Raw genomic sequence first — 22,832 nt, 5'->3', positions numbered from 1 at the left:
TCGTACTCAGAGGGTGGTTTCGCCGTTGAGGCCGAAGAAGTCGTGCCATTTGGTGGCGCCGAGGAAGCTGGTGCCGGTGGAGAGCCCGACGTGCACGTCGTTGGTGCTGCCCTTGGTGAAGACGATGATGTCGTCCTTGCCGTCGCCGTTGGCGTCGGCGAGGTAGGGGAATTCGCCGGGCAGGCAGAAGAAGTCGTTCCACTTCACCGTGGTCCCGGCGAAGCTGGTGCCGGTGGAGGTGGCGGCGTAGACGTCGGCGTCGGCGTTGCAGGTGAACGTCACGATGTCGTCGCGGCCGTCGCCGTTGATGTCGCCGACGCGCGGTTGTTCGGTGCCGACGGCGAACAGGTCGTGCCATGTCTGGGCAGCGCCGAATCCATTGCCTGTGGAGAGGGAGACGATGACGTCGCTCGCGGTGAGCGGACCCTGGGTGAAGGTGATGATGTCGTCGCGGCCGTCGCCGTTGACGTCACCGAGCGCGGGAAACTCACCGGCGATGGAGAAGTAGTCGTGCCACTTGAGGCCGGGGCCGAAGCCGGTGCCGGTGGAGAGCGCCACGTACACGTCGGCGTTCGTGTCGTGAGTGAAGGCGATGATGTCGTCGCGCCCGTCGCCGTTGACGTCGCCGACCGCGGCGACCTCCGCCCCTGGTGCGAACCAGTCGTGCCACTTTCCACCGCCGCCGAACGAGGTGCCGGTGGAGAGGGCCACGTACACGTCGGCGAGGGTGCCGTGGGTGAAGGCGACGATGTCGTCCTTGCCGTCGCCGTTGACGTCGCCGCTGAGCAGGGTCTCGCCGTTGAGGCCGAAGAAGTCGTTCCACTTGACGGAGGTGCCGGCGAAGGCGCTGCCGGTGGAGGTGGCCACGTAGACGTCGTTGAGGCTGCCCTGGGTGAAGCTGACGACGTCGTCCCGGCCGTCACCAGTGAAGTCCGTCGATGACCCCGCCAGGTACCGGCCTCCCGAACTGCCGGCGTTGACCAGGGAGATGTAGTAGTTCCAGTTCCAGTTCGGGCCGGGATCGGTGTGGTCGTTGCCGGGCATCTCGTTGTGCCCCTTGATCGCCGCACGGGTCTTCGGCAGCCCGTACTTGTCGCAGAGGTAGCGGGTCAGTGCGGCGGACGACCGATACATGGCGTCGGTGAACCAGGCGGGATTGTCCACGAACCCCTCATGCTCGATGCCCACGGCGTACGGATTGGCCGAGCGTGCGTGGTAGGCGGTGTCTCCCTCGCGGACCATCTGGGTGATCTCACCGTTGCTCGATTTCACCACGTAGTGCGCGCTCACCCCCGCCGAGGGGTTCTGGAACCAGCTCACCGTGCCGGCGTATGACCCCTGGGTCACGTGCACCACCACCGTCGTTATCCGCGACGATCGGCCGGCCTGGTAGTTCCCGCTGTAGGCGGACACCCAGCGGGCCGGCGCGTACTCCGGCACCGCAGCCGCAACGTTCGCACCGGCGGCGCCCGCGGCGGTGACTCCCGCGTAGCGGCCGAGTTCGGGTTGGAGTCGTTGCGGCGCGACCCGTACGGAGCGGGCTGCGATACCGGTACGCAGCAGGTCATAGACGTGGTCGGCGTAGAGCCTCGCCGTCGACTCGTTGACGGCGGCGCTGTAGCGCGCCACGACCGGATACCAGGCGGAGAGCCGGCCGCGTGCGCCGCTCGTCAGTCCCTCGTTGTCGGCCAGGTCGCGGAGCACCGCGGCACCGCCCCGAACGTTGGCCGAGGTGACCGAGCGCAGATGGCCGATCGTTTCGCCGGTGAGCGTGGCGGCGCGCTCCAGGCTGTGCTGGTCGGGGTTGCTGACCAGGTGCATGACCCCGTAACCATTGGCCTGGCTGGGTAGGCCGCCGTGCCCGTCCAACCTCGACTCGCCGTAGGCCACGGCGACCAGCAGGTCCCGAGGTACGTCGAACTCGACGGCTGCCCGGGCGAAGGCCGACGTGAGCGCATCGGGTGCAGCGGCCGCCGGTGCGGCCGTGACCTGGCCGACGAGCGCCACCGCTAGCAGGAGGGCGCGGGCGCGCCACGAGGGCCGGGTCAGTCGCATCGGGGCCTCCAGTTCGCGGTCACAGCGTCGTCTCGCCGTTGAGACCGAAGAAGTCGTGCCACTTGATGGCGCTGAGGAAGTCGGTGCCGGTGGAGAGCCCGACGTGGATGTCGTTGGTGGCACCCTTGGTGAAGACGATGATGTCGTCCCTGCCGTCGCCGTTGACGTCACCGAGGTAGGGGAACTCGCCGGCCAGGCAGAAGAAGTCGTTCCACTTCACCGTCGTTCCGGCGAAGCCCGTGCCCGTCGAGACGGCGGCGTAGACGTCGGCGTCGGCGTTGCAGGTGAAGGTGACGATGTCGTCCTTACCGTCGCCGTTGATGTCCCCGACGCGGGGCTGCTCGGCGCCGACGGCGAACAGGTCGTGCCACTTCTGCGCCGCACCGAACCCACTGCCACTCGACAACGCGACGATCACGTCGGCGGCGCTGGCCGGGCCCTGGGTGAAGGTGATGATGTCGTCGCGGCCGTCGCCGTTGACGTCGCCGACCGTGCCGATCTCGGCGCCCGGTGCGAACCAGTCGTGCCACTTCTGGCCGCCGCCGAACGAGGTGCCGGTGGACAGCGCGACGTACACGTCACCGGTGTTGCTGTGGGCGAAGGTGACGACGTCATCCCTACCGTCGCCGTTGACGTCGCCGGTGGAGGCGGTCTCTCCACCGATGGAGAAGAATTCGTTCCATTTCACCGACGTGCCGCTGAAGGAACTACCGGTGGAGGTGCCCACGTAGACGTCGGCGAGGGCGTTCTGGGTGAAGGGAGCGTCGTCGCGGCGGTGCCGAGGGCGACCAGCAGGGCCAGGAGAGTACGTCTCACGATGCTCCTCGCGAGGTCGGGTGGTCAGCCTGGTGGCGTGGCGCAGCTGCCTCTGACACGGAAATCGATGCTGAAAGTGTCATCAGGGCGATGATTGCTGTCAATGCGTCATGAAAATTTCCTTCAATGCTTCGGTCAACGTAGGCAGGTATTGACGTCGGCGATCGTCGGGGGTTTACTCGCCCGCATCCGATGTCCAACCGTAGGGAAGGACGATCATGGGTATACGTCGTCGCTCGCTCCTCGGTCGCGCCGCCGCGATAGGTGCAGCCAGCGCGGTCGGTGCCTTCGGCACGGTCATGACAACCGCCGCTCCGGCCCAGGCGGCGGTGTGGAAGAAGCGGTTGACTGGCGCGGACCTCGACACCAACAGCCGCTGGCGGGTGGCCGGCACCGATCTGGGCATCCCCTACGTGCTGGAGAACGGGTCGATCGGCTACCTCTTCGGTGACACCTTCAACACACCGTGGCCCGAGGGCCCGCCGCTGCCGAACGACTGGCGGTCACCGGTCATGTTGCGTTCCGCCGTCCATCCCGGCCAGCCGGGTGGAGTGGTCTTCGACAGCGCGGCGCGGGTCGCTGGCAACGGACGTGCGCCGGAACTTATGCACAACGGTCGCCACGGCATCGGCATCGACGGTCTTGCGGAGGTGACCGTCATCCCCAACGACGGCATCAGCTTTCCGGAGACCGGTCGGCAGCTCATTTCCTACATGAGCATCGAGAACTGGAACTCCGCCGGCCCGGCAGGGCCGCAGTGGAAGTCCCGCTACGCGGGCCTGGCCTTCTCCGACAACGGCAACGACTTCATCCGTACTCCGCTCAAGTGGTGGAACAGCCCGGACAACAAGGACCCGTTCCAGATGTGGACCATGCAGCGGGACGGCGACTACGTCTACGTCTTCTCGGTACGGTCCGGACGGCAGGACGGCCCGATGATGCTGCGTCGCGTCCGGTGGGACCGGCTGTTCTACCCCGAGTCGTACGAGGGGTGGGGCTGGAACGGCACGAACTGGGGCTGGGGACGGCCCTGCACGCCCATCCTCACCGGACGCTTCGGTGAGCCGTCGGTGCGTCGCTTGAGCGATGGAACCTGGGTGATGTCATACCTGAACTGCCAGAACGGGTGCGTGGTCACCCGGACCGCACCCGGACCCGACCGCGTGTGGACTGCGGAGAAGGTCCAGGTGACGAGTTGGCAGGAGCCCGCACTCTACGGTGGGTTCATCCATCCCTGGTCGAGTCGCAACGCCGACGATCTGCACCTGATGATCTCGAAGTGGACTCGTACGCCAGATGGTCGCAGCACCGCCTACCACGTCAGCCAGTTTGTCGGCTCGGCGTGACGGGCTGACGCGGTTCACCATGGCCCTGAGCCGGGGTGTGAGTGGGTGGGGCAGGGGTAAGACAGAAACCACGACGGCCGCTGGCGGCGTACGTGGACCGAGAGGGATGTACTGCGATGATGCAGCCGACTGTGGATCCCGCCGCTGCGTTGGCTGAGTTGGGCCGGGTCAGACTCGACGAGATCAGCCTCGACGACATGCTGCTCCGGATCGCGGACCTTGCCAGCCGGAGCGTCCTCGGGACCAGGGAGGTGTCGGTCACTCTGGTCCGGGGCCGGGCCGGTTGGACCGCGGCGTTCACCGGCGACCTGGCCCGTGAGTTGGACGAGCGGCAGTACGAGCAGCACCGGGGTCCGTGCCTCGATGCCTCCGCCAGCGGTGACACGATCTCTGTACCGGACATGGCTGCCGAGCAGCGTTGGCCGGCATGGGCGGCGAGGGCTCGGGCGGCCGGGGTGGGAAGTTCCCTGTCGATCGGACTCCCGATCCAGGGGTCGGTGGTGGGTGCGCTCAACGTCTACGGCGACTCGGCGCACGCATTCAACCCGTCGTCGATCGCCAGCGCGGAGGGCTTCGCCGCGTACGCGGCAGTGGCACTGGCCAACGCGCACCTGTACGACAACGCCGCCACGCTGGCGGAGCAGATGCAGGAGGCAATGCGGAATCGGGCGGTGATCGAGCAGGCCAAGGGGATCATCATGGGTGACCGACGATGCTCGCCGGAGGAGGCCTTCGCGCTGCTGTCGAAGATCTCTCAGGACACCAACCGGAAGGTGCGCGAGGTCGCTGAGGCCCTTGTCGCCCAGGCAGTTCGGCGAACCCGGGTGTGAGTGTCTCGCAGGTGAACACTGCTCGGCCGAAGGGCCGCCCGCGTGCGGGCGGCCCTTCGGCAAGTCGCGCAGACGATGACGCCGATGCCCGACCGCCTCAGGTCAGCTGGCCGAGGGCTTCCGGATCGCGTCGCGTACCCGGTCGATGACCGCCAGCGCGGGACCGACGGCCAGGTTGCCCTTCGCCGACTGGGCGCTGGGATGTGGCCGAGTTGGCGCGGACGCTTCCGCCGCCCGCACGGCTGTGGCGAGGCTGCGCAGCCGGCCCACCGGGACGTGCTGGCGAAGCTGGGGGAATTCGTAGCGCTCCTCGTAACGGGCGTGGATGAGCACGGCGTCGCGCAGCAGGATGATGCCTGTGTCGAAGCCGTCGGCGTCCACGCCGCCGGCGATCAAGGTCTGCAGCGTCTCCTTCGCCTGCCGCTCCTCGTCGAGCCGGTCGTCGACCATGGCGTCACCACCCCCGCCAGGCAGCGTCCGAGCGAGTGGGTGGACAACCTCCTCCTCCGCGGTCTCATGCGCGGCGAGGAGTTTGACCAAATCGTCGAACGCGTCGCGGCGGGTATCGCCGGTGCTGCCGATGACCAGCAGGAAGAGTTGCTCGATCTGGGCGTGCTGGGCGAGCAGCAGGTCGACGACATCCTCCTCGGGCCCTGGCGTGTTCGGGGTGCCGGTGTCAGGCATGGCTTCCTCCCTCGGCGCGCAGCGCCTCGATCGGGTGCGGTCCCTCGGTCTCGATGCGGTACTCGTCGCCGAAGCGTTCCCGGTGCATGTCGATGACCTGCTCGCTGGGCGGCTTCTGGCCGTCGTGCAGCTGCTGCTGCATCCACTCGAAGCGCTCGTGCGCCTCGGTGACGTAGCCCTCACCGAGCTTGGTCGCGTCGATCTGGGTGGCCAGCAGGTGGCGCAGATAATCCTTGTTGGGCTCGAACGTCAGCGGCTCGGGCAACCCGGCGCTGCCGACGATTTCCTCGGGCTCTCGACCGTCGTGCCGGCGGAGCAGGTCGGCGGCCTGTTGGAGGTGGGCCAGCTCCATCTGCAGGTGCAGCTCCCAGACCGCCTTGATCCGAGGGTCGCTCTCCTGCTGCAGGAAGGAGTAGTAGAGCCAGCATTCGTTGTACTCGTGGGTGAGCAGCCGCTCCCACCAGTTCTCGCCCGGGTCCAGCAGCGACTCGTAGTGGGTGACGTGCTCCTGCTCGATCAGGCTGATCTCCTGGTAGAGCTGGCGCGCGATCGGTTCCATGTACTGCGGACCGACGTTCATGTAGTAGAACATCACCTGCTGCTCGGCTGAGAGGATCGTCAACGCGTGCAGCTTGGAGCGCGGGTCCACCGAGTTGCGGTCGTACGGGGTGCGGACCTCGTCGAACGGATGCCGGTGCTCCTGGACCGTCGGCCGGCCCGGCATGATCTCGGTGAGGCCGTCGACGATCTTCTCCGCCTTGCGTCGCTCGACCATCTCGTAGAGGTTGGCGTAGCGGTACAGGTGGTCGAAGTCCTCCAGCACGCCGAACTCGTACGCCTGCTTCAGGTAGGGGTCAGGTTCGTGCCGGGCCACCCAGGCGGTGAGGTCGACGGCCACCTGCTCGTAGCCGAGTGTCGTCTCGAGCACGCTGGCGACGCCGGGTAGCAGCCAGTTCACCACCCGCTGCTGCTGGCTCTCCACGTACCGGACGTAGGCGAGCTGCCGGCGGACCTCCTGGTCCGGGCAGTTCCGGGCGAACTGGTGCTGGAAGTTGATCGCCTCGACCTCGATGCCGTTCATGGTGATGATCCGGCACCGGGTGTACGGGTCGACCGCCTCCGGATCGATCGGCTCGACGTTCAGTTCACGCCAGTTGCGAATCTGGCTCTCAAGTGGGATCCCTTTGTGGTCCAGTGGATTGAACATGTTTCTCCTATGTTGGGGGATATAGGTCGTACCCGGCGCACTGCCGCTAACGGCCACGCCTGGTCTTTTGCCTCGCCTAGGTTTGAGCGAGCAGTGGCCGATGCGACTCCTGGGCACCGTGGGGGAGTCGCGGGACCGCGCCGGTGACCGGAGCGCCGACCGGTGTCGACGGCTCGGCAATTGCGAGGTGCCGCGTCACGCCAGCCACGCCGAGGACACGGCGAACGAACGGCGAGGGATCGCGAAGCGTCAGCCGGCCCCCGGCCCCGGCGGCCAGTCGGTTGGCCTTGAGTAGGGCGCTGACGCCGTGCGCGCCGAAGAAGCGGACCGCCGACAGGTCCACCGCGATCAGTGGCACGGGTGTCTGACAGAGGTATCCCACCAGCTCGGTGAGCAGATGGGCGTTGCTCATGTCGAGCTCGCCGGCAACGCTGATCACGCTGAGGGAGCCGTCGCGGCTCAACGCCAGGGACATGATCGGTTTGCTCAAGCCGGCCAGGTAATCGAGCTGAGGGTCGTGTCGCAGCGGCCGGGAAAGGGGACTCTGGTCGATCACATGCTGCTCCGCCCTCGATGAGGGTGGCCCGCTCGCCGCGTGCGTGCCGAGGCAGGGTGGACCACTGGAGGGCGCATGTCTTGACCCGATAAACACCCTACCCGGCGCAGACGGAGGTAAACGAGGCTGACCCGGGCCAACGCCCCGACTCATACGTCCGGTCCGCGTTCTGGCCGCTCCGCCCGGGTCGCCACTCGGACATCGGCCCCCTGTCGCGAGCCGCAGTACGCCGGGCATGAGCCGCGGAGTGGTTAGCTGTACGGATGATCACCCCAGTTTCCCTCGGTACGTGGCCGACACCGCTGGAGTCCGCGCCCCGGCTCGCCGCCCGGCTGGGGCTGGCCGAGTTCTGGTTCAAGCGCGACGACCTCAACGGCCTCGGCGGAGGCGGCAACAAGATCCGCAAGTTGCAGTACACCTGCGCCCAGGCGATCGCCGTCGGCGCCACGACCGTGATCACCTCGGGGGCGCCGCAGAGCAACCATGCGCGGCTCACCGCTGCCGCGGCCGCGCGGCTCGGCCTTGCCTGCGTGCTGGTGCTCGCCGGCCCGCCCGCGGAGAACCGGCGTGGCAACCTGCTCCTCGATGAGCTTGCCGGCGCGGAGATCGTCTGGGCCGGCGGCAGCCCGCTCGCCGAGGTGGTGGCGCTTGAGGCGGAGAGGCGATCGGCGTACGTCATCCCGTTCGGCGGCACCTCACCCGCATCGACCCAGGCTTATGTCGATTGCGGCCGGGAGTTGCGCGCCCAGGTGCCGGACATCGACGGGACCGAGGTCGTGGTGGCGCTCGGCTCGGGCGGAACGATGGCCGGGTTGGTGCGTGAGCTGGGCGCTGAGCGGGTGGTCGGCGTGGATACCGGGGCCTTGCCCGACCCTCGTGCGACCGTCGCCGGGCTGCTCATCGGCGAGGTCGAGCCGGGCGCACTGCGGATCGACGGCTCACAGGTGGGTGCGGGTTACCGCTCGCTGACCGACGCGGCGCGGGCGGCGCTGGAGACGACCGCCCGCGACGAGGGAGTCTTCCTGGATCCGACGTACACCGGCCGGGCGATGGCGGCGCTGCTGGCCGGCAGCTTCCCGCGCGGCGACAAGGTCGTCTTCCTGCACAGCGGCGGGCTGCCGGGGCTCTTCGGCCACCCCGAGCTCTAGGCCGGGGTATTCGCGGTGGCGGTCGCGGTGATTATTTCGTCGCGGCAGTCTGCAATCCGGCATCCGTGCCGCTGCGGCAACATCGTCACCCGCGCGTATGCGGCGGGTGCCGGTCAGGCGGCGTCTCGGTTCAGGTGGGCCAGGACGGCGAGTACGCGGCGGTTGGTGTCGGTGTGGTCGCGGATGTCGAGCTTGGCGAACAGAGATGTCGTGTATTTGCTGACTGCGCTGTCGCTGAGGAACAGCCGCTTGCCGATCGCCTGGTTGGACAGTCCTTCGGCCATCAGGCCGAGCACGGCGCGTTCGCGGTCGGTGAGCCGGTCGAGTCCGCGCTTGTCTGACCGGGACGACAGCAGTTTGGCGATGACAGCGGGATCCATGGCGGTTCCGCCACCGGCGACGCGTTCGAGCGCGTCGATGAACTGGTCGGCTTCGAACACGCTTTCCTTGAGCAGGTAGCCGACCCCGCCGCTCCCGTCGGCGAGCAGCTCGCGGGCGTAGAGCTGCTCGACGTGCTGCGACAGGATGAGCACGGGCAGCCCGGGGATCTCGGCGCGGGCGGCCAAAGCCGCGCGCAGGCCCTCATCTGACTGGGTCGGGGGCATGCGAACGTCGATGACGGACACGTGTGGGCGCCACTGTCGCAGTGCGTCGAGGGTCTGCGGGCCGGTGGTGGCGGTCGCGACGACCTGATGCCCGCACGCCTCGATGAGCTGGACGATTCCGTTGCGCAGCAGGTAGAGGTCCTCGGCTACCAGGACGCGCATGGCACCACCATCGTCACACGGGTCGGTCCGCCGACCGGACTGTCGAGTTCCAGGGTGCCGTCGAAGACCGCCAGGCGGCGGCGCAGCCCTTCCAGGCCACCACCGTCGCGTGCGCCGGCCCCACCGTGGCCGTCGTCGGTGACCTCGACGACGATGCCGGCCCCGCGACGGGCGACAGACACTCGGGCGGTGCCGGCCCCGGAGTGCCGGACGGCGTTGGTGAGCATCTCGGAAACCCCGAAGTAGACAGCGGCTTCGACGGGCGGGTCCATCCGCAGCGGGCTGTCGGCGTCGACGGTGACCTCGAGCGGGCAGTCGAGGGCGAGCGCGCGCACGGCGTCGACGAGCCCGCGCTCGGTCAACACCGGCGGGCTGATGCCCTGGACCAGCTCACGCAGTTCCGAAAGCGATGCGGCGGCGCCCGCCCGCGCCTGGCGCATCAGCTCCTTGGCCTGCCCGGGATTGCTGTCCATGAGCTTTTCCGCGGTGGCCAATGACAATCCCAGCCCAACCAGGCGCGCCTGTGCGCCGTCGTGCAGGTCGCGTTCAATCCGGCGGATCTCGGCGGCCTGTGCGATCGTGACGTCAGCCCGCTGGGTGGAAAGCTCCTGCACCCGATCGGCGAGCTTCATCGACTGCGACGGGCCGAGGAGTCGTACGGCCATCGGTCGGAGCGCTTTCCACGCGCTGGATGCCGTCGCTAGCGTCGTGGCCACTCCCAGCGCTGCCATGGCGTACCCGATGAACGTCGACCGCATCAGCCCGACGACAACCGCCGCCAGGCCGAGTAGCGGCACCGTCGCGGCCACCCCGGCTGTGACCGGGGCGATCAGCGCGAACCGCACCTCGCGCCAGGTTGCCGGGTCCTGCCACCGGACCCGCAGCTCTTGCTCCTGGCGGGCTTGCCGGCTGCTGCGCGCGTAGGTGAAGCCGTTCCACCAGTAGCCGTTGGCCATCTGCACGATCGGCGGCGCCGGGCGGTGCCCGGCCGGGATGACCACGCCCGACCACTGTGCGACCAGTGAGCGGACCCAGCGGCAGACCGGGCCGGACAATCCGACCGTGCCCACGATCGCCAACGTGAGCGGCGCGAACCACGTCCACGGGTTGCGCCACCAGATCATGACCGCGATCGCTGCCGCCCACATCGCCGGAACCAGCCCGGTGACCGCGACCACCGTGCAGGACCGCCCGAACCCTCGTACTCGTTGCATGATCCAAGGCTGTCACGATCATGATTCACTCGGGAGTGGGTCTAGACCCACCGTTACGTGGGCCTGGACGCATACCGGTCAGAGCTCGCGCTTCCTAGCGTCGTCGCATGGATTTCATGAGTCTTCTCCGCCCCGCCCGAACCCTCATCGTCGCCCTGCAGACGATCTGTGCGGTGGTGCTCGCCGCCGCCGCGGTGCCGATCAACGGATCGCGACTGCGCGCAGCGTTCACCCGCTGACCCGCACGATGGCTACGACCACCCCGAGCTCTAGCGGTTCATTCGGGCCAGGCGGACTCCTCGATGACCCGGACGAAGTCGATGTGGTGGTAACCCGGCACCCGGTGCTCCAGGACGTCACCGTTGACGGTCCCGAAGGTGGTGTCCGGCCGGTGCCGGAAGCCATCGGCGAAGGCGTCGACGATGGCTCGCTTGAAGTTCGGCCGAGGATGCGCCGCGGTCACCGCCGCGATGTCAACGGGCGACAATTCGTGGTAGCCAATGCCGAGCACGTCGGTCTCGACGCCTGCGGTGACGAGGGCGACCTCGGGCTCCAGCCGGTACGGAACCTCGGGCGTGGTGTGCAGCGCGATTCCTTCCCACACGAGCCGCGCCTCGTGCTCGCCGATGCCGTTCGACCGGAGGAAACGGCGAGCCTCGTCCGCGCCGTCGAGCTCGAAGCGCTGATCGTCGCGGCGGTAGCGTGCGGTCAGCCCCAGGTCGTGGAACATCGCCCCCACGTAGAGCAGCTCAGGATCGGCCTTGAGGCCGAGCCGCCGACCCTGGAGCGAGCCGAAGACGAAGACCCGCCGAGAGTGATGGAACAGCAGGTCGTCGGTGGCCTGGCGGACAAGCTCGGTGGCGTCGTTGGCGAGCTGCGAGTCGGGGATCCCGATGCCGGCGATCGTCTGGCTCATGGATGTCCTGTCGGTCCGGGAGCCCCGGGTCGGGCTCCGATGCGTCAAGCGTCACCGAGCGGACTGTCCGGCGCCCTGTCCCATCTGCCATGCTTCCCTCGGATCGGGACATCACGGAGGGGGTTGGCGCTGTGGGAAGCGGGGCGGCAGAGGCACACCGGGTCACAGCCCTCGTCTTCGACGGGATGAAGCTCCTGGACCTGGTCGGGCCGTTCGAGGTCTTCGCGGAGGCCGCCAAGTTCGGCGCACGGTACGAGCTGGAGGTGCGCTCCACCGATGGTGCCGCCGTCCGCGCCTCGACGGGTATGCGCGTCGCCGTGGATGGCGCCGTCGACTCGGCGGCCGACGTCGGGACCGCCCTCGTGGTTGGCGGCGACGTCCTGCCGGTGAGCCCGATCAGCCCGGAACTCACCGCCGCAGCGGCGGCGCTGTCACACCGCGCCGCTCGTACCGCCTCGGTCTGCACCGGCGCGTTCCTCCTGGCTGGCGCCGGCCTGCTCGACGGCAGGCGGGCGACGACGCACTGGCGGCACGCCCGGATGCTGGCTGCCGCGTTTCCGCGGGTACGGGTGGAGCCCGACGCCATCTTCGTGCAGGACGGGACGATCTTCACGTCCGCCGGCGTGTCCGCGGGCATCGACCTCGCGCTGGCCCTCGTGGAGCGCGACCACGGCGAGGAGATCGCCCGTTCGGTCGCTCAGTCGCTCGTCGTGTTCCTGCAGCGACCCGGCGGCCAGTCGCAGTTCTCTCCCTCGCTGGCCCTGCCCCGACCCCGCACTCCCGTGCTGCGGCAGGTGACCGACGCGGTGGCAGCTGACCCGGCCGACGACCACTCGGTGACCGCCCTCGCCGCCCGGGCGCATGTCAGCCCGCGTCACCTCTCCCGGATGTTCCGGCAGGAACTCGGCAGCAGCCCCAGCAAGTACGTGGAAGGCGTGCGGATTGACGCCGCCATCCGTCTGTTGCACGCGGGTCAGTCGGTCACCGCCTGCGCCCAACAGGTCGGCATTGGCAGCCCGGAGACACTGCGTCGGATGTTTCTCGCCCGGGTGGGGGTGTCGCCACGCGCCTACCAGCAGCGGTTTCGTGCAACGACGCGTGACCCGGCGCCGATGATGGACGACGAGGACGCCACCGAACCGTGACTCGGACGGTTGCGCGGCGGTGCCCTTCGGCGAGGGGCTCACCGAAGGGCAGCCGCAGGCGGATCAGGCGCTGGCGAAGTGCTCGCGGTGATCGCGGACGAACTCGGCGAAACTCCGCGGCTGCCTGCCGACGATTCGGGCGACATGATCATTGGTGAAGTCGCCCCACCCGGAGCCGTAGGCGACCCGGTACTCGGCGAGAACCTCGGCCGACCACTGGTCGAGGCCCGCCTGGAGCAGGCCCTCGCGTGCCTGTTCAGGGCTCTGCGGTACGTACCGCACCGGCTGCCCGAGCGTACGGGCGATCTCGTCAGCCGCCTGGTCGAGCGTGATGCTCTCCGGGCCGGTCGGTGTGTAGATCATGCCCTTGTGCTGCTCAGGCGCGGAGAGGATCGCTGCCCGGCGAACTGGCTAGGTTGGCCGGACGCAACAAGCAGACGATGGGCGCGATCCTCGACGAGTTGGAGCGGCTGGGCTACGTCCGCCGCGCGCCCGACCCTGCCGACCGTCGGGCAAAGCTGATCATGCCGACGGATCGGGGCCTCAGATTCATGGAGGTCTCCGACGGCGTCGTGAACCTGATCGAGCAGAAACTCTCCGACACGCTCGGTCCCGACCTCTACCGGGATTTCCGGACCGCGCTGGGTCGTGGCGTGGCGAGCCTCCCGGCAACCGGCCACGACACCGAGGGCTGACACGGCGTCGCCCGCGCTGGTTGCCCTGATCGGGGGTACGCGGTGCCACGAGGACGCCGTCGGGCTGATGCCCCGGGAAGCCGGCGCCGGGCAAGGGCGCGACCAGTAGCGTGCTGAGTGAGGCCGCGTCGCAGGCAGCGCTCGGGGCCGTCGCGGCACGCCGGCCGGAGAATTCAGGTGTACGCCAGGCAAGCGCATGAACCGCACGCGAGCCAGGGGAGGCCCCGATGAGCCCGAAGAGTGCCCAGGGCGACGCGAGTGGGATGTCGCGCGTCGAGAGCCTCGACCTGAAACTCGAGGTGATCGTCGTCCCCGTTGCGGACGTCGACCGCGCGAAGGAGTTCTACGTACGCCTCGGGTGGCGGCTCGACCAGACACCGCCCGGCGTGGTCCAGTTGACGCCGCACGGCTCCGGGTGTTCCGTGCAGTTCGGCCCGAAACTCACGTCCGCGGCACCCGGTTCGGCCACGGCGTACCTGATCGTCTCTGATATCGAGATGGCCCGGAATGCCCTGGTCTCTGCTGGTGTCGACGTCGGTGACATCTTCCACGTCAGCCCGGAGGGCCCGGTCGACGGGCCGGACCCCGAGCGGCGCAGCTACTTCTCGCGCGCCACGTTTCGCGACCCGGACGGCAACACCTGGCTGATGCAGGAGATCACGACCCGGCTTCCCGGGCGCGTCGAGGGCGGGCTGACGTCGTTCGGCTCCGCCAGCGACGTGGCGAGCGCGCTGCGGCGCGCGGCCGCCGCCCACGGCGAGCACGAAGAGCGCACCGGCGAGCGGGACGAGAACTGGCCCGACTGGTACGCGGCGTACATGGTGAGCGAGCAGTCGGGGGCCACGCCGCCTGAGTGAGCCGCGACCGGCTTGTTCGCCTGGGTGGCGGCGAGCGTGGTCAGCGCAGCCCGCGGATGAGGTTGTCGACCAGCGTGCGGGCGAAGTCCTCGGTGAGCGGCAGGTCGGGGACGAGGAGCCGGTGGTAGCAGGCTCCCCAGAGCTGGTCGACGACGGATTCGGGGTCGATGTCGGCGCGGAGCTGCCCGCGGGTCACCGCTCTGGTGAGGGCTTCGACGGCGAGGGCTCGGCGGGGGCCGGAGTAGCGCTGCCGGTAGGCCGTGGCCAACTCGGGGTCGGTTTGTGCCTGCGCGATGAGTTGGCTGATCACCCGCCCGGCGGAGGTGTCCCGCATGAGGTGGACGAAGGCGACGAGCTGGTTGGTCAGGTCGGCGACGATGTCGGCGGTGTCGGTGAAGGCCAGCGTGGGTGCGACGACGGTGAAGTAGCCGTCCAGGGCGAGTGCCCCCTTGGAGGGCCACCACTTGTAGATCGTCATCCGGCTGGCCCCGGCAAGGGCTGCGACCTTCTCGATGGTGAATCCGGCCATGCCCTCCGCCAGCAGGAGGTTGCCGGCGGCCGTGAGGATCTCGGCCCGTACCTGGTCGGCGGGCCGGCGGCCGCGACCCCGGCGGGGTGGCGTGTTGGCGTCCGGCGTGAGCTGGGCCACGGGTCCTCCCGGTTATATGGACAGAGTGTCTCCACGGTGGTTATATGGACACAGCGTACACAGCGATGCCACGCGATCCACCGCAGTGACGACCGAAGGAGACGAGTGACATGACGGGTCTACGACGGCGACGGTTGGGTGCCTCCGGGCCGGAGGTGTCGATGATCGGGCTCGGCGCGATGGGCATGTCGGACCTGTACGGGCCGGCGGACGAGGCCGAGAGCGTCGCGACGCTGCACGCGGCCATCGACGCCGGCGTGAACCTGATCGACACCGCGGACTTCTACGGGTCGGGTCACAACGAGATGCTGATCGGTAGGGTGCTGCGGGAGCGTCGTCGGGAAGAGGTCGTCGTCAGCGTGAAGTTTGGCTCCCGCCGAACGCCGGACGGCGGCTTCCAGGCGGCACCGTACGACGTGTCGGCGGTGGCGGTGAAGGACCGGCTGGCGTATTCGCTGCGCCGGTTGGGCACCGACTACATCGACATCTACCGGCCATCGCGGCTCAACCCGCAGGTGCCGGTGGAGGAGACCGTGGGCGCAATGCTCGAGATGCAGCAGGCCGGCTACATCCGGCACATCGGGCTCTCCGAGGTGAGCGCGGACACCATCCGTCGGGCAGCGGCGGTGGCACCGATCAGTGACGTGCAGATCGAGTACTCGCTGCTGTCCCGTGGCCCGGAGGCCACGATTCTGCCGGCGTTGCGAGAGCTGGGCATCGGGTTGACCGCCTACGGGGTGCTGTCGCGAGGGCTGCTGACCGGGCACTGGTCGGCCGACCGTGAGTTGACCGGCACGGACTTCCGGGCGAACAGCCCGCGGTTCCAGGGGGAGCACCTGACCGCGAACCTGCGCCTCGTGGACGCGCTCGGCCGGGTCGCGCAGCGGCTGGGGGCGACCACGAGCCAGGTGGCGATCGCCTGGGTGGCGGCGCAGGGCGAGCAGATCGTGCCGCTGGTCGGCGCGCGGCGGCGGGATCGGCTGACCGAGTCACTGGCCGCGGTCGACCTGGTGCTGGACCGGGCGGCACTGGACGAGATCGAGCGGGCCGTGCCGGCCGGTGCCGCCTCCGGGCAGCGGTACGCGACGACGATGATGGCTGTCCTCGACAGCGAGAAGTGACCCCCGGCTGGCTGGGAGGTCAGGTGGCCATCAGCCGCTGGTCGCCCTGTACCGGTCCCAGGCCCGCACCAACTGCATCCGATTGTGGATCCCCAGCTTCTGATAGACCGATCGGAGCTGGGTGTCCACAGTGTGGAAGGACACGAAGAGGTTCCCGGCCGCCTCCTTCTTCGTAGCGCCCGCGGCGAGCATTTCTGCCACCCGTTCCTCGGCGGGGGTGAGCGCGTCGATGCCCGAGCGGAGTGGCTCGTCGGTCGACGGCCGGTGGTGTGGGGTGGCAGCGAGATCGACGCATCGCCTGTCGGCCAGCGCCTGGTCGCCGGGGGCGCCGATCCGGGCGTAGAGGGCAGCCGCCTCGTGCGCGGCATCCCACGCCTCCGCAGGCCGTAGCCCAGAGCTGTTCGCGAGGTCGAGCAACGCGTCGGCCAGAGCCGGCCACGCGGCGGTGGTGCGCAGTCCGTCGACGGCCGATCGGAGTGCGTCCGGGTCGCGGTCGAGCAGCCCTCTGGTCTGGTCGGTCAGTGCGTGCCAGAGCGGGACCGGGGTGCGCGTGGCCACCAGCGCGACCAGCTCGATGACTCGGCGAGCGGCCCGGGTGTCGCCAGCGGCCACCGCCGCGCGCACCAGTCGGGGGCCGAACTGTGGCACAGGCAGGAGTGACCGGACCGATCGGTGCAGGTCAGTCACGACTGCGGTGAGCAGCCCCGCCGGCTCGCTGAGGGCAGGGTCGCGGACTGCGACACAGAAGGCAGGCGTCCACATCGTACTGTCCGGCCATCGTCCTTCCGTGAGACAACTGCGGAGGACGGCGCGCGCGGCGTCGTGTTCGCCACGGCGGTAGTGAACCTCGGCGATCACCGCGACCAGCAGGGCGCGCACCTCCTGGCTGATGTCCGCCGAGCCCGAGTTGAGCGTCGTGACAGCCAGCGCGGCCGCCTCGGGCAGCTCTCCCACCGCGACCATGCGCAGGCAGTCCAGGGCGGTCAGCCTGCTGCTCACCGGCGTGCCGGGCGACGCCGTGTCATCGAACGCCTGGCGGGTCGCGGTCCGGGCGTCCTGGTGCCGGCCCAGGCCGAGCTGCACCAGGATTCGTTCGGCCCGGATCGACGTGGCGTCCCGTCGTGCCGCCCAGGTGTCGGGATCCAGTGCCGCCAACACGGCGTGGGCACCCGGTAGGTCCCCGTGCGACAGCGAGCGAGCGGCCCGGCCGAGGGCGAGATGGCGAGCGGACGACTGGTCACCCGATGCGGCGTGGGCGGTGCCCGCGTCGCGGAGCAGGGCGTCGGCGTCCGGATGTCCCACGCGGGCTGCGACGGTGGCGATCATGGCGAGCAGAGTACTTCGGCTCCGAGTGTCCAGTCGTTGGCTCAGCGCCTCGCGCAAGCCGGCGAGGACGACCGACGGCTGTTCCCGTGCCGCGATCTGCGCCAGGCGACCGAGTAGGTGGGGAACCGTTACGGCGTTGGGTGATTCGGACAATGGCGTTCTCCCCGGTGGTTACCCGGCGCGTCGAAGTACCGTCCTGAGATCGAGCCTAACCACGGCGGCAGGGGCCAGCGACCAGATCGACGAACCGACAGGATGCGGCCCAGCGGTTGCTGGTGCCCACCTGCCGTCGTTTGCGCTGAATGGCCCAGGGCGTCCGGGATCTGACGTGCCGCAATGGCGCGATCACGTGATGCGACGTCAAGGCCTCGCCCCGCAACATCGAATGCATGGCCCACTCGACGCCGTCGCCCTTTGATCGTTGGCTGCTGAGCAGTGCGACACGCCGGCCCGACTGTTGTTCAGCAACCAACGATCAAGGGCGGCTCCCGGGCCGGACCAGGCTTCCCGGTGTGTACCGGCTCCGGGCCGTACTGCTGGTGTTCGTTCTGTTCGCCAGCACCGGCGCGGGTGGAGACGCCCCGGCGTGGACCCGCGTCGTGCTGGCGGTGATCGCGGTGGCGATTCCCGCCGCGATCGCGGTGCACTACGGCCGGCCTGCGGTGCGCACCCTGCTGGGGCTGCCGTCCCGGCTGCGACCACGAGGCGGATCCGTTCCCACGCCCCATCCGATCCAGCCGGAGTGAGGAGACAGCGATCATGGCGAACAGCGATCCTGAGCCGCGACGCGGCGACCAGGGTGGCCCGCCCTTCGCGGGCCGTAACGTCGAGGTCGAGCGACAGAACCTCGACCTGTTGGTGCCGCCAACGACCGACAGCCGGCTGGTGCCCAACCTCAAGTTCTCGTTCTCCCAGGCGCACACCCGTGTGGAGAAGGGCGGCTGGACCCGGGAGGTCACCGCCCGCGATCTACCGATCGCCAGCCAGATGTCCGGCGTCCAGTTCGGCCTGGAACCGGGCGCGTACCGGGAGATCCACTGGCATCAACAGTCGGAGTGGGCGTACATGCTCAGCGGCAGTTGCCGGATCAGCGCAGTCGACCACGAGGGACGCAACTTCATCGAGGACGTCAAAGCGGGCGATCTGTGGTTCTTTCCGCAGGGCGTGCCGCACAACATCCAGGCGCTGGCCGACGGCGCCCAGTTCCTGCTGGTCTTTGACGACGGCGCCTTCTCGGAGAACAACACGTTCCTGCTCAGCGACTTCTTCGCACACACGCCTCGGCACGTCCTGGCGAAGAACTTCGGCTGGACGATGGAACAGATGGAGAACCTGCCCGAGCGGGAGAAGTACATCTTCCAGGGCGATGTCCCACCGCCCCTGCAACAGGATCGGGTGATCAGCCCTACCGGCGACATCCCGCGGAGCTTCAAACACCGGATGATCGCGCAGACCCCGCAGCGTTTCCGCGGTGGAACGGTCCGGATCACCGACTCGACCAACTTCGCCGCGTCCGTGACCACCGCCGCCGCCCTCGTCGAGGTCGAGCCCGGAGGAATGCGCGAGTTGCACTGGCACCCCACCACCGACGAGTGGCAGTACTACATCTCCGGCACCGGCCGGATGGGCGTCTTCGCGGCTCAGGCCGCCGCTCGGACGTTCGACTTCCAGGCCGGCGACGTCGGCTACGTCCCCTTCGCGTACGGCCACTACATCGAGAACACCGGCGACGAGCCGCTGGTGTTCCTGGAGATGTTCCGGCATCCCCGGTTCGAGGACATCTCGGTGATGCAGTGGATGGCCAACACGCCCCACGAGATCATCGCGGACACGATCAACGTGCAGAAGTCGATCGTCGACGAGTTGCCGACCACGAAACAGACCGTGGTCTAAGGTCCCGGCCGTCTCCGTGACGCCTCGATGACGGAAAGTCGTTCGCGGCGGCGGCAGGCCGTGGCAGGACCGCGACCACCGTCCCCGATGGTGGTGACGGTCGGGGCCGACCGGCTAGGGTGCCGGGGTGTTCCGCGCCGTCGTGTTGATCGCTGCTGTGGTGCTCGTCTCGGATCAGCTCACGAAGTACTGGGCCGAATCCGCGTTGTCCGACGGGCAGACCATTCCCATCGTCGGCGATCTGCTGCAACTGCGGCTCGTGTACAACCCGGGTGCCGCTTTCTCGATCGGCTCCGGGTACACCTGGATTTTTGGGGTCTTCGCGGCTGCGGCGGTGGTCGCGGTGACGGTCGTGGCGTGGCGGGTCACGTCGCGTCCCTGGGCGGTGGCGTTGGGGTTGGTGCTCGGCGGCGCGGCGACGCATCTGCTGGACCGCCTCTTTCGCGAACCGGGGTTCGCCCGCGGCCACGTGGTGGACTTCATCGACTATGCCGGATTCTTCGTCGGCAACGTCGCTGACATCGCACTGGTCGTCGGCGTGGGTGTGGTCATGCTGCTCAACGTGCGTGGCATTCCACTCAGGGAGACGGCCACGCCGGGCGAGGCTCGCAGTGATGAGCAGGTGTTGCCGAGTTCCTGAGGCGGACCGAAGCCTGTGTTGAAGTCGGCCACCGCCACTCGTTGATGGCGGCGACTCGCCGAACGGTCACTTCAGGTCGGGCACACCGCCCCTCGACGCAGGCCTTAGCATCGCCGGCATGGCAACGAGGCTCGTTCAGATCAACATGAAGGCTCGGGACGACTCCACGCTGGGCGGGTTTTGGGCGGAGGCGCTCGGCTGGGCAGTCTCCAGCGAGGGACCCGGCGTGACCAACCTCGAACCCGAGGGCTTCGTCTACCCCGACCCCGTCGCCGTCTGCCTCGACCTCATCGCCTCCCCGGAACCCAAGACGGTGAAGAACCGCGTGCACGTCGACCTCGCCACCACCTCGGCGGCCCATCAGGCGGAGTTGGTCACGCGCCTGGTGGATCTCGGCGCAACACCCGCCGACGTGGGCCAGGGCGACGTCGCATGGACGGTCATGGCCGATCCGGAGGGCAACGAGTTCTGTGTGCTGGACTGGCGCGACCCGATCCGAGACACCGGACCGATCGCCGCGGTGGTGGTCGACTGCGCGGATCCGCGCGCCATGGCCCGCTTCTGGGGCGAGGCCATGGACTGGACCGTGCACCAGGTGACCGACCACAACGCGGTACTGCGCTCCGCCAAGGGCGTCGGCCCATATCTGCAGTTCCTCCGCACACCCGACGTGAAGACCGTGTGGAACCGCGTCCATCTCGACGTCCGCCCATACCCAGGTGGCGATCCAGAGGTCGAGGCCGCCAGATTGCTGACTCTCGGCGCCACCGCCGTCGACCTGGGCCAGAACGACGTCCCGTGGACGGTCCTCGCCGACCCGGAAGGCAATGAGTTCTGCCTCCTCGCCCCAGCCTGACCCAACCCTCTACGGCCGCCGGCCCGGACTTCGCGCCGTGCCCCAGGCTGCTTGTCAGCGTCCCGTGGGACTGTCGTCGAGACCGACCAGGACGACTTCCAGCCTGCGAGGGCCGTGCACCCCCTCGACCCGGTTGAGCTCGATGTCGCTGGTCGCGGACGGGCCCGAGATCCAGGTCTGTGGCGCGCGCGGGTCCAGACGGGTCAGTGCCTCCGGCAGCAGTCCGACGACCTGGTCGGCGCGTACGACGCAGATGTGCCGGTCGGGCACCAGCGTGAGCGCCCGCCGCCCCTGGGCGGGGCCGGCGTCGAGGATGATGGTGCCGGTGTCGGCGACCGCCACCGCACAGCCGGTCAGGACCGCGTCCAAGCCGTCCAGGTCGGCCGGTGACAGCGGGGGAGCATCGCGGTGAACCTGCCCGGCGTAGCCGGTTAGCCAAGGGGTGGGGATGTCGGTGGGAACGGCGAGCCGGTCGACCTCGGCCAACAGTCCGGGCAGGCTGTCGATGCCCCGGTGGACGACCGCCCGGTAGTCCTCCAACCGGTCGATGAGGATCTCGACCAGGTTGGCACGATCGTCGACCCGGCGGTACCGGCGGGGCACCTCCACCGGCGGCGGGCTGTCGGCCAGGGCCGTCCGGAGCCGTGCCAGGATCTCGTCGCGTGCGGTCACTGCTTGTCCCACCATTCCCGGAAGGTCTGAGGCGCGGGCAGCGGCAGGTCCCGCGACCGGGTCCAGGCCGAGGCGGGCCAGGGCAGCCTGCGCAGCGTACGAGAGCCGGTGCGCCGTTCGCGGTACGCCCCGAGAGGGCCGGCGCCGCCCCGGGCCAGGCGTAGGGCGGCAGCCCACCGTCGGGGGCTGCGCATGACCCACGCCAGGACGCGCATGGTGGCCCGTTCAGCCAGCGGATGCGGTGCCTGCTGGCGGAGGTGGACCAGGATCTCCGGGATGTTGATCTTTACCGGGCACACGTCGTAGCAAGCGCCGCAGAGGGTCGACGCGAACGGCAGCGACGCGTTGTCGGCCACGCCGGTCAGCTGGGGCGACAGGATCGCGCCGATCGGCCCCGGATACACCGAGCCGTACGCGTGCCCGCCGGCCCGCTCGTACACCGGGCAGACGTTGAGGCACGCGGAGCAGCGGATACAGGACAGCGCCGGCCGCCCGACCGGGTCGGCGAGCACCGCGGACCGGCCGTTGTCGACCAGCACGACGTGCACGTCCTGAGGGCCGTCACCGGGGGTGACGCCGGTCCACATCGAGGTGTACGGGTTCATCCGCTCGCCGGTCGAGGAGCGCGGCAGCAGTTGCAGGAAGACCTCCAGGTCGCTGAATGTCGGCAGCAGCTTCTCGACGCCGACGACGCTGATCAGCGTCTCCGGGAGGGTCAGGCACATTCGCCCGTTGCCTTCGGACTCCACGACCACCAGCGTGCCGGTGTCGGCGATGGCGAAGTTGGCGCCGGAGACGGCGACCCGGGCCGAGAGGAACCGTCGTCGCAGGTGGGCGCGGGCCGCCTCGGCCAGTGCCGCCGGCTCGTCGCTGAGGTCGGCCGGCACGTCGGGCATTCGACGCTGGAAGATCTCCCGGATCTGTGCCCGGTTGTAGTGGATCGCCGGCACCAGGATGTGCGAGGGAGTGTCCTCGCCGAGCTGCACGATCAGCTCGGCGAGGTCGGTCTCGTACGCGGCGATCCCGGCCGCCTCAAGGGCCTCGTTGAGCTCGATCTCCTGGGTTGCCATCGACTTGACCTTCACGACCTCGTCGGCCCCGGCTGCCCGGGTCAACGCGATCACGATCCGGCAGGCCTCGGCGGCGTCGCGGGCCCAGTGCACGGTGGCGCCGGCAGCGGTGGCGGACGCCTCGAACTGCTCCAGCAGCTCCGGTAACCGGCGTTGGACGTCCGCCTTGATCGCGGAGCCGGTGTCCCGGAGGGATTCCCAGTCGGGGACCTCGTCGACGACTCGGGCGCGCTTGCCGCGGATGGTGCGGGTGGCCCGGTGCAGGTTGGCCCGCAGCTGCGTGTCGGCGACGGCCGACGCGGCTGCGGTGGGAAAGGGCAGTGGTGTGCGGATCCGCCCGCCTCCGGTGGCCGGCGCGACCGACCCGCC

General features: G+C 69.1%; 25 protein-coding genes. 12 read left to right on the top strand and 13 right to left on the bottom strand.

Translation table 11 applies throughout. From position 1 onward, the window contains the following. Window positions 1–6: 6 nt before the first annotated feature. Both ABZT18_RS03525 and ABZT18_RS03520 read right to left on the bottom strand, forming a co-directional pair. Window positions 7–2,055, bottom strand: coding sequence for an N-acetylmuramoyl-L-alanine amidase (locus ABZT18_RS03525; protein WP_354992197.1), 2,049 nt, complete (start codon window positions 2,053–2,055; stop codon window positions 7–9). Between the two features lie 19 nt (window positions 2,056–2,074). Beyond that, window positions 2,075–2,743 carry a VCBS repeat-containing protein gene (locus ABZT18_RS03520; RefSeq protein ID WP_354992196.1) on the bottom strand — a complete coding sequence of 223 codons (669 nt, stop codon included), beginning with the start codon at window positions 2,741–2,743 and terminating at the stop codon, window positions 2,075–2,077. Between the two features lie 346 nt (window positions 2,744–3,089). Between ABZT18_RS03520 and ABZT18_RS03515 the strand changes: the two genes are divergently transcribed. Both ABZT18_RS03515 and ABZT18_RS03510 read left to right on the top strand, forming a co-directional pair. Continuing rightward, window positions 3,090–4,217, top strand: coding sequence for a DUF4185 domain-containing protein (locus ABZT18_RS03515; RefSeq protein ID WP_354992195.1), 1,128 nt, complete (start codon window positions 3,090–3,092; stop codon window positions 4,215–4,217). 116 nt (window positions 4,218–4,333) lie between these two features. After that, window positions 4,334–5,047 carry a GAF and ANTAR domain-containing protein gene (locus ABZT18_RS03510; RefSeq protein WP_354992194.1) on the top strand — a complete coding sequence of 238 codons (714 nt, stop codon included), beginning with the start codon at window positions 4,334–4,336 and terminating at the stop codon, window positions 5,045–5,047. A gap of 102 nt (window positions 5,048–5,149) precedes the next feature. Here the strand turns inward: ABZT18_RS03510 and ABZT18_RS03505 are convergent, their stop codons facing one another. The 3 genes from ABZT18_RS03505 to ABZT18_RS03495 form a co-directional block, all read right to left on the bottom strand. Further along, window positions 5,150–5,731: a hemerythrin domain-containing protein gene (locus ABZT18_RS03505; protein WP_354992193.1), complete on the bottom strand. Its 582-nt coding sequence runs from the start codon at window positions 5,729–5,731 to the stop codon at window positions 5,150–5,152. Next, a complete protein-coding gene (locus ABZT18_RS03500) occupies window positions 5,724–6,938 on the bottom strand; it encodes a hypothetical protein (protein WP_354992192.1) in 1,215 nt (404 codons plus the stop codon). The genes ABZT18_RS03505 and ABZT18_RS03500 overlap by 8 nt, the downstream gene beginning before the upstream one ends. 76 nt (window positions 6,939–7,014) lie before the next feature. Continuing rightward, entirely contained in the window at window positions 7,015–7,428 is a 414-nt protein-coding gene (locus tag ABZT18_RS03495; protein ID WP_354992191.1) for an STAS domain-containing protein, read from the bottom strand. Between the two features lie 329 nt (window positions 7,429–7,757). On the opposite strand from ABZT18_RS03495, the gene ABZT18_RS03490 reads away from it, so the two are divergent. Then, window positions 7,758–8,642 (top strand): pyridoxal-phosphate dependent enzyme, encoded by an 885-nt coding sequence (locus ABZT18_RS03490; protein ID WP_354992190.1) that lies wholly within the window; start codon window positions 7,758–7,760, stop codon window positions 8,640–8,642. 113 nt (window positions 8,643–8,755) lie between these two features. Here the strand turns inward: ABZT18_RS03490 and ABZT18_RS03485 are convergent, their stop codons facing one another. Then, on the bottom strand, window positions 8,756–9,409 hold the full coding sequence (locus ABZT18_RS03485) for a response regulator transcription factor (protein ID WP_354992189.1): 654 nt from the start codon (window positions 9,407–9,409) through the stop codon (window positions 8,756–8,758). Continuing rightward, window positions 9,394–10,623, bottom strand: coding sequence for a histidine kinase (locus ABZT18_RS03480; protein ID WP_354992188.1), 1,230 nt, complete (start codon window positions 10,621–10,623; stop codon window positions 9,394–9,396). The genes ABZT18_RS03485 and ABZT18_RS03480 overlap by 16 nt, the downstream gene beginning before the upstream one ends. Before the next feature lie 107 nt (window positions 10,624–10,730). Here ABZT18_RS03480 and ABZT18_RS03475 point away from each other — a divergent pair, with 107 nt between their 5' ends. Continuing rightward, entirely contained in the window at window positions 10,731–10,862 is a 132-nt protein-coding gene (locus tag ABZT18_RS03475; protein WP_354992187.1) for a hypothetical protein, read from the top strand. Window positions 10,863–10,900: 38 nt separating this feature from the next. On the opposite strand, the gene ABZT18_RS03470 is transcribed toward ABZT18_RS03475, so the two are convergent. Further along, window positions 10,901–11,539: an HD domain-containing protein gene (locus ABZT18_RS03470; protein ID WP_354992186.1), complete on the bottom strand. Its 639-nt coding sequence runs from the start codon at window positions 11,537–11,539 to the stop codon at window positions 10,901–10,903. Window positions 11,540–11,670: 131 nt separating this feature from the next. On the opposite strand from ABZT18_RS03470, the gene ABZT18_RS03465 reads away from it, so the two are divergent. Continuing rightward, window positions 11,671–12,684, top strand: a complete 1,014-nt coding sequence (locus ABZT18_RS03465) for a DJ-1/PfpI family protein (protein ID WP_354992185.1) — start codon at window positions 11,671–11,673, stop codon at window positions 12,682–12,684. A 63-nt stretch (window positions 12,685–12,747) separates the two neighbouring features. Here ABZT18_RS03465 and ABZT18_RS03460 read toward each other — a convergent pair whose 3' ends face one another. Beyond that, on the bottom strand, window positions 12,748–13,047 hold the full coding sequence (locus ABZT18_RS03460) for a hypothetical protein (RefSeq protein ID WP_354992184.1): 300 nt from the start codon (window positions 13,045–13,047) through the stop codon (window positions 12,748–12,750). Between ABZT18_RS03460 and ABZT18_RS03455 the strand changes: the two genes are divergently transcribed. Next, entirely contained in the window at window positions 13,035–13,379 is a 345-nt protein-coding gene (locus ABZT18_RS03455) for a MarR family transcriptional regulator (RefSeq protein ID WP_354992183.1), read from the top strand. The genes ABZT18_RS03460 and ABZT18_RS03455 overlap by 13 nt on opposite strands. Window positions 13,380–13,606: 227 nt before the next feature. Further along, window positions 13,607–14,236, top strand: coding sequence for a VOC family protein (locus ABZT18_RS03450; protein WP_354992182.1), 630 nt, complete (start codon window positions 13,607–13,609; stop codon window positions 14,234–14,236). Between the two features lie 40 nt (window positions 14,237–14,276). Here ABZT18_RS03450 and ABZT18_RS03445 read toward each other — a convergent pair whose 3' ends face one another. Then, complete coding sequence (locus ABZT18_RS03445) at window positions 14,277–14,885, bottom strand: TetR/AcrR family transcriptional regulator (RefSeq protein ID WP_354992181.1); 609 nt, start codon at window positions 14,883–14,885, stop codon at window positions 14,277–14,279. Between the two features lie 110 nt (window positions 14,886–14,995). On the opposite strand from ABZT18_RS03445, the gene ABZT18_RS03440 reads away from it, so the two are divergent. Next, window positions 14,996–16,006 carry an aldo/keto reductase gene (locus tag ABZT18_RS03440; protein ID WP_354992180.1) on the top strand — a complete coding sequence of 337 codons (1,011 nt, stop codon included), beginning with the start codon at window positions 14,996–14,998 and terminating at the stop codon, window positions 16,004–16,006. A gap of 30 nt (window positions 16,007–16,036) precedes the next feature. On the opposite strand, the gene ABZT18_RS03435 is transcribed toward ABZT18_RS03440, so the two are convergent. Then, window positions 16,037–17,332 (bottom strand): helix-turn-helix transcriptional regulator, encoded by a 1,296-nt coding sequence (locus ABZT18_RS03435; RefSeq protein WP_354992179.1) that lies wholly within the window; start codon window positions 17,330–17,332, stop codon window positions 16,037–16,039. A gap of 512 nt (window positions 17,333–17,844) precedes the next feature. Between ABZT18_RS03435 and ABZT18_RS03430 the strand changes: the two genes are divergently transcribed. The 4 genes from ABZT18_RS03430 to ABZT18_RS03415 all read left to right on the top strand — a co-directional run bounded on the left by ABZT18_RS03430 (window position 17,845) and on the right by ABZT18_RS03415 (window position 20,721). Further along, window positions 17,845–18,078, top strand: a complete 234-nt coding sequence (locus ABZT18_RS03430; protein WP_354992178.1) for a hypothetical protein — start codon at window positions 17,845–17,847, stop codon at window positions 18,076–18,078. 13 nt (window positions 18,079–18,091) lie between these two features. Beyond that, a complete protein-coding gene (locus ABZT18_RS03425) occupies window positions 18,092–19,225 on the top strand; it encodes a cupin domain-containing protein (RefSeq protein WP_354992177.1) in 1,134 nt (377 codons plus the stop codon). A 127-nt stretch (window positions 19,226–19,352) separates the two neighbouring features. After that, on the top strand, window positions 19,353–19,865 hold the full coding sequence (lspA, locus tag ABZT18_RS03420) for a signal peptidase II (protein WP_354992176.1): 513 nt from the start codon (window positions 19,353–19,355) through the stop codon (window positions 19,863–19,865). A gap of 118 nt (window positions 19,866–19,983) precedes the next feature. After that, window positions 19,984–20,721, top strand: a complete 738-nt coding sequence (locus ABZT18_RS03415; RefSeq protein WP_354992175.1) for a VOC family protein — start codon at window positions 19,984–19,986, stop codon at window positions 20,719–20,721. Window positions 20,722–20,775: 54 nt separating this feature from the next. Here the strand turns inward: ABZT18_RS03415 and ABZT18_RS03410 are convergent, their stop codons facing one another. Together ABZT18_RS03410 and ABZT18_RS03405 are read right to left on the bottom strand one after the other, a co-directional pair. Then, window positions 20,776–21,393: an LUD domain-containing protein gene (locus ABZT18_RS03410; RefSeq protein WP_354992174.1), complete on the bottom strand. Its 618-nt coding sequence runs from the start codon at window positions 21,391–21,393 to the stop codon at window positions 20,776–20,778. Continuing rightward, entirely contained in the window at window positions 21,390–22,796 is a 1,407-nt protein-coding gene (locus ABZT18_RS03405; protein WP_354992509.1) for a LutB/LldF family L-lactate oxidation iron-sulfur protein, read from the bottom strand. The genes ABZT18_RS03410 and ABZT18_RS03405 overlap by 4 nt, the downstream gene beginning before the upstream one ends. Window positions 22,797–22,832: the final 36 nt, after the last annotated feature.

The organism is Micromonospora sp. NPDC005291 (assembly GCF_040607415.1).
Taxonomy (GTDB): domain Bacteria; phylum Actinomycetota; class Actinomycetes; order Mycobacteriales; family Micromonosporaceae; genus Micromonospora.
The sequence above is the reverse complement of the archived record's forward strand: the minus strand, read 5'-3'. Positions and strand labels throughout refer to the sequence as shown.

Excerpts from the sequence above, each read along its gene's own strand:
- ABZT18_RS03525 (WP_354992197.1), bottom strand. The coding sequence starts at position 2,055 with ATGCGACTGACCCGGCCCTCGTGGCGCGCCCGCGCCCTCCTGCTAGCG.
- ABZT18_RS03515 (WP_354992195.1), top strand. The coding sequence starts at position 3,090 with ATGGGTATACGTCGTCGCTCGCTCCTCGGTCGCGCCGCCGCGATAGGT.
- ABZT18_RS03510 (WP_354992194.1), top strand. The coding sequence starts at position 4,334 with ATGATGCAGCCGACTGTGGATCCCGCCGCTGCGTTGGCTGAGTTGGGC.
- ABZT18_RS03505 (WP_354992193.1), bottom strand. The coding sequence starts at position 5,731 with ATGCCTGACACCGGCACCCCGAACACGCCAGGGCCCGAGGAGGATGTC.
- ABZT18_RS03500 (WP_354992192.1), bottom strand. The coding sequence starts at position 6,938 with ATGTTCAATCCACTGGACCACAAAGGGATCCCACTTGAGAGCCAGATT.
- ABZT18_RS03490 (WP_354992190.1), top strand. The coding sequence starts at position 7,758 with ATGATCACCCCAGTTTCCCTCGGTACGTGGCCGACACCGCTGGAGTCC.
- ABZT18_RS03485 (WP_354992189.1), bottom strand. The coding sequence starts at position 9,409 with ATGCGCGTCCTGGTAGCCGAGGACCTCTACCTGCTGCGCAACGGAATC.
- ABZT18_RS03480 (WP_354992188.1), bottom strand. The coding sequence starts at position 10,623 with ATGCAACGAGTACGAGGGTTCGGGCGGTCCTGCACGGTGGTCGCGGTC.
- ABZT18_RS03475 (WP_354992187.1), top strand. The coding sequence starts at position 10,731 with ATGGATTTCATGAGTCTTCTCCGCCCCGCCCGAACCCTCATCGTCGCC.
- ABZT18_RS03470 (WP_354992186.1), bottom strand. The coding sequence starts at position 11,539 with ATGAGCCAGACGATCGCCGGCATCGGGATCCCCGACTCGCAGCTCGCC.
- ABZT18_RS03460 (WP_354992184.1), bottom strand. The coding sequence starts at position 13,047 with ATGATCTACACACCGACCGGCCCGGAGAGCATCACGCTCGACCAGGCG.
- ABZT18_RS03450 (WP_354992182.1), top strand. The coding sequence starts at position 13,607 with ATGAGCCCGAAGAGTGCCCAGGGCGACGCGAGTGGGATGTCGCGCGTC.
- ABZT18_RS03440 (WP_354992180.1), top strand. The coding sequence starts at position 14,996 with ATGACGGGTCTACGACGGCGACGGTTGGGTGCCTCCGGGCCGGAGGTG.
- ABZT18_RS03435 (WP_354992179.1), bottom strand. The coding sequence starts at position 17,332 with ATGATCGCCACCGTCGCAGCCCGCGTGGGACATCCGGACGCCGACGCC.
- ABZT18_RS03425 (WP_354992177.1), top strand. The coding sequence starts at position 18,092 with ATGGCGAACAGCGATCCTGAGCCGCGACGCGGCGACCAGGGTGGCCCG.
- ABZT18_RS03415 (WP_354992175.1), top strand. The coding sequence starts at position 19,984 with ATGGCAACGAGGCTCGTTCAGATCAACATGAAGGCTCGGGACGACTCC.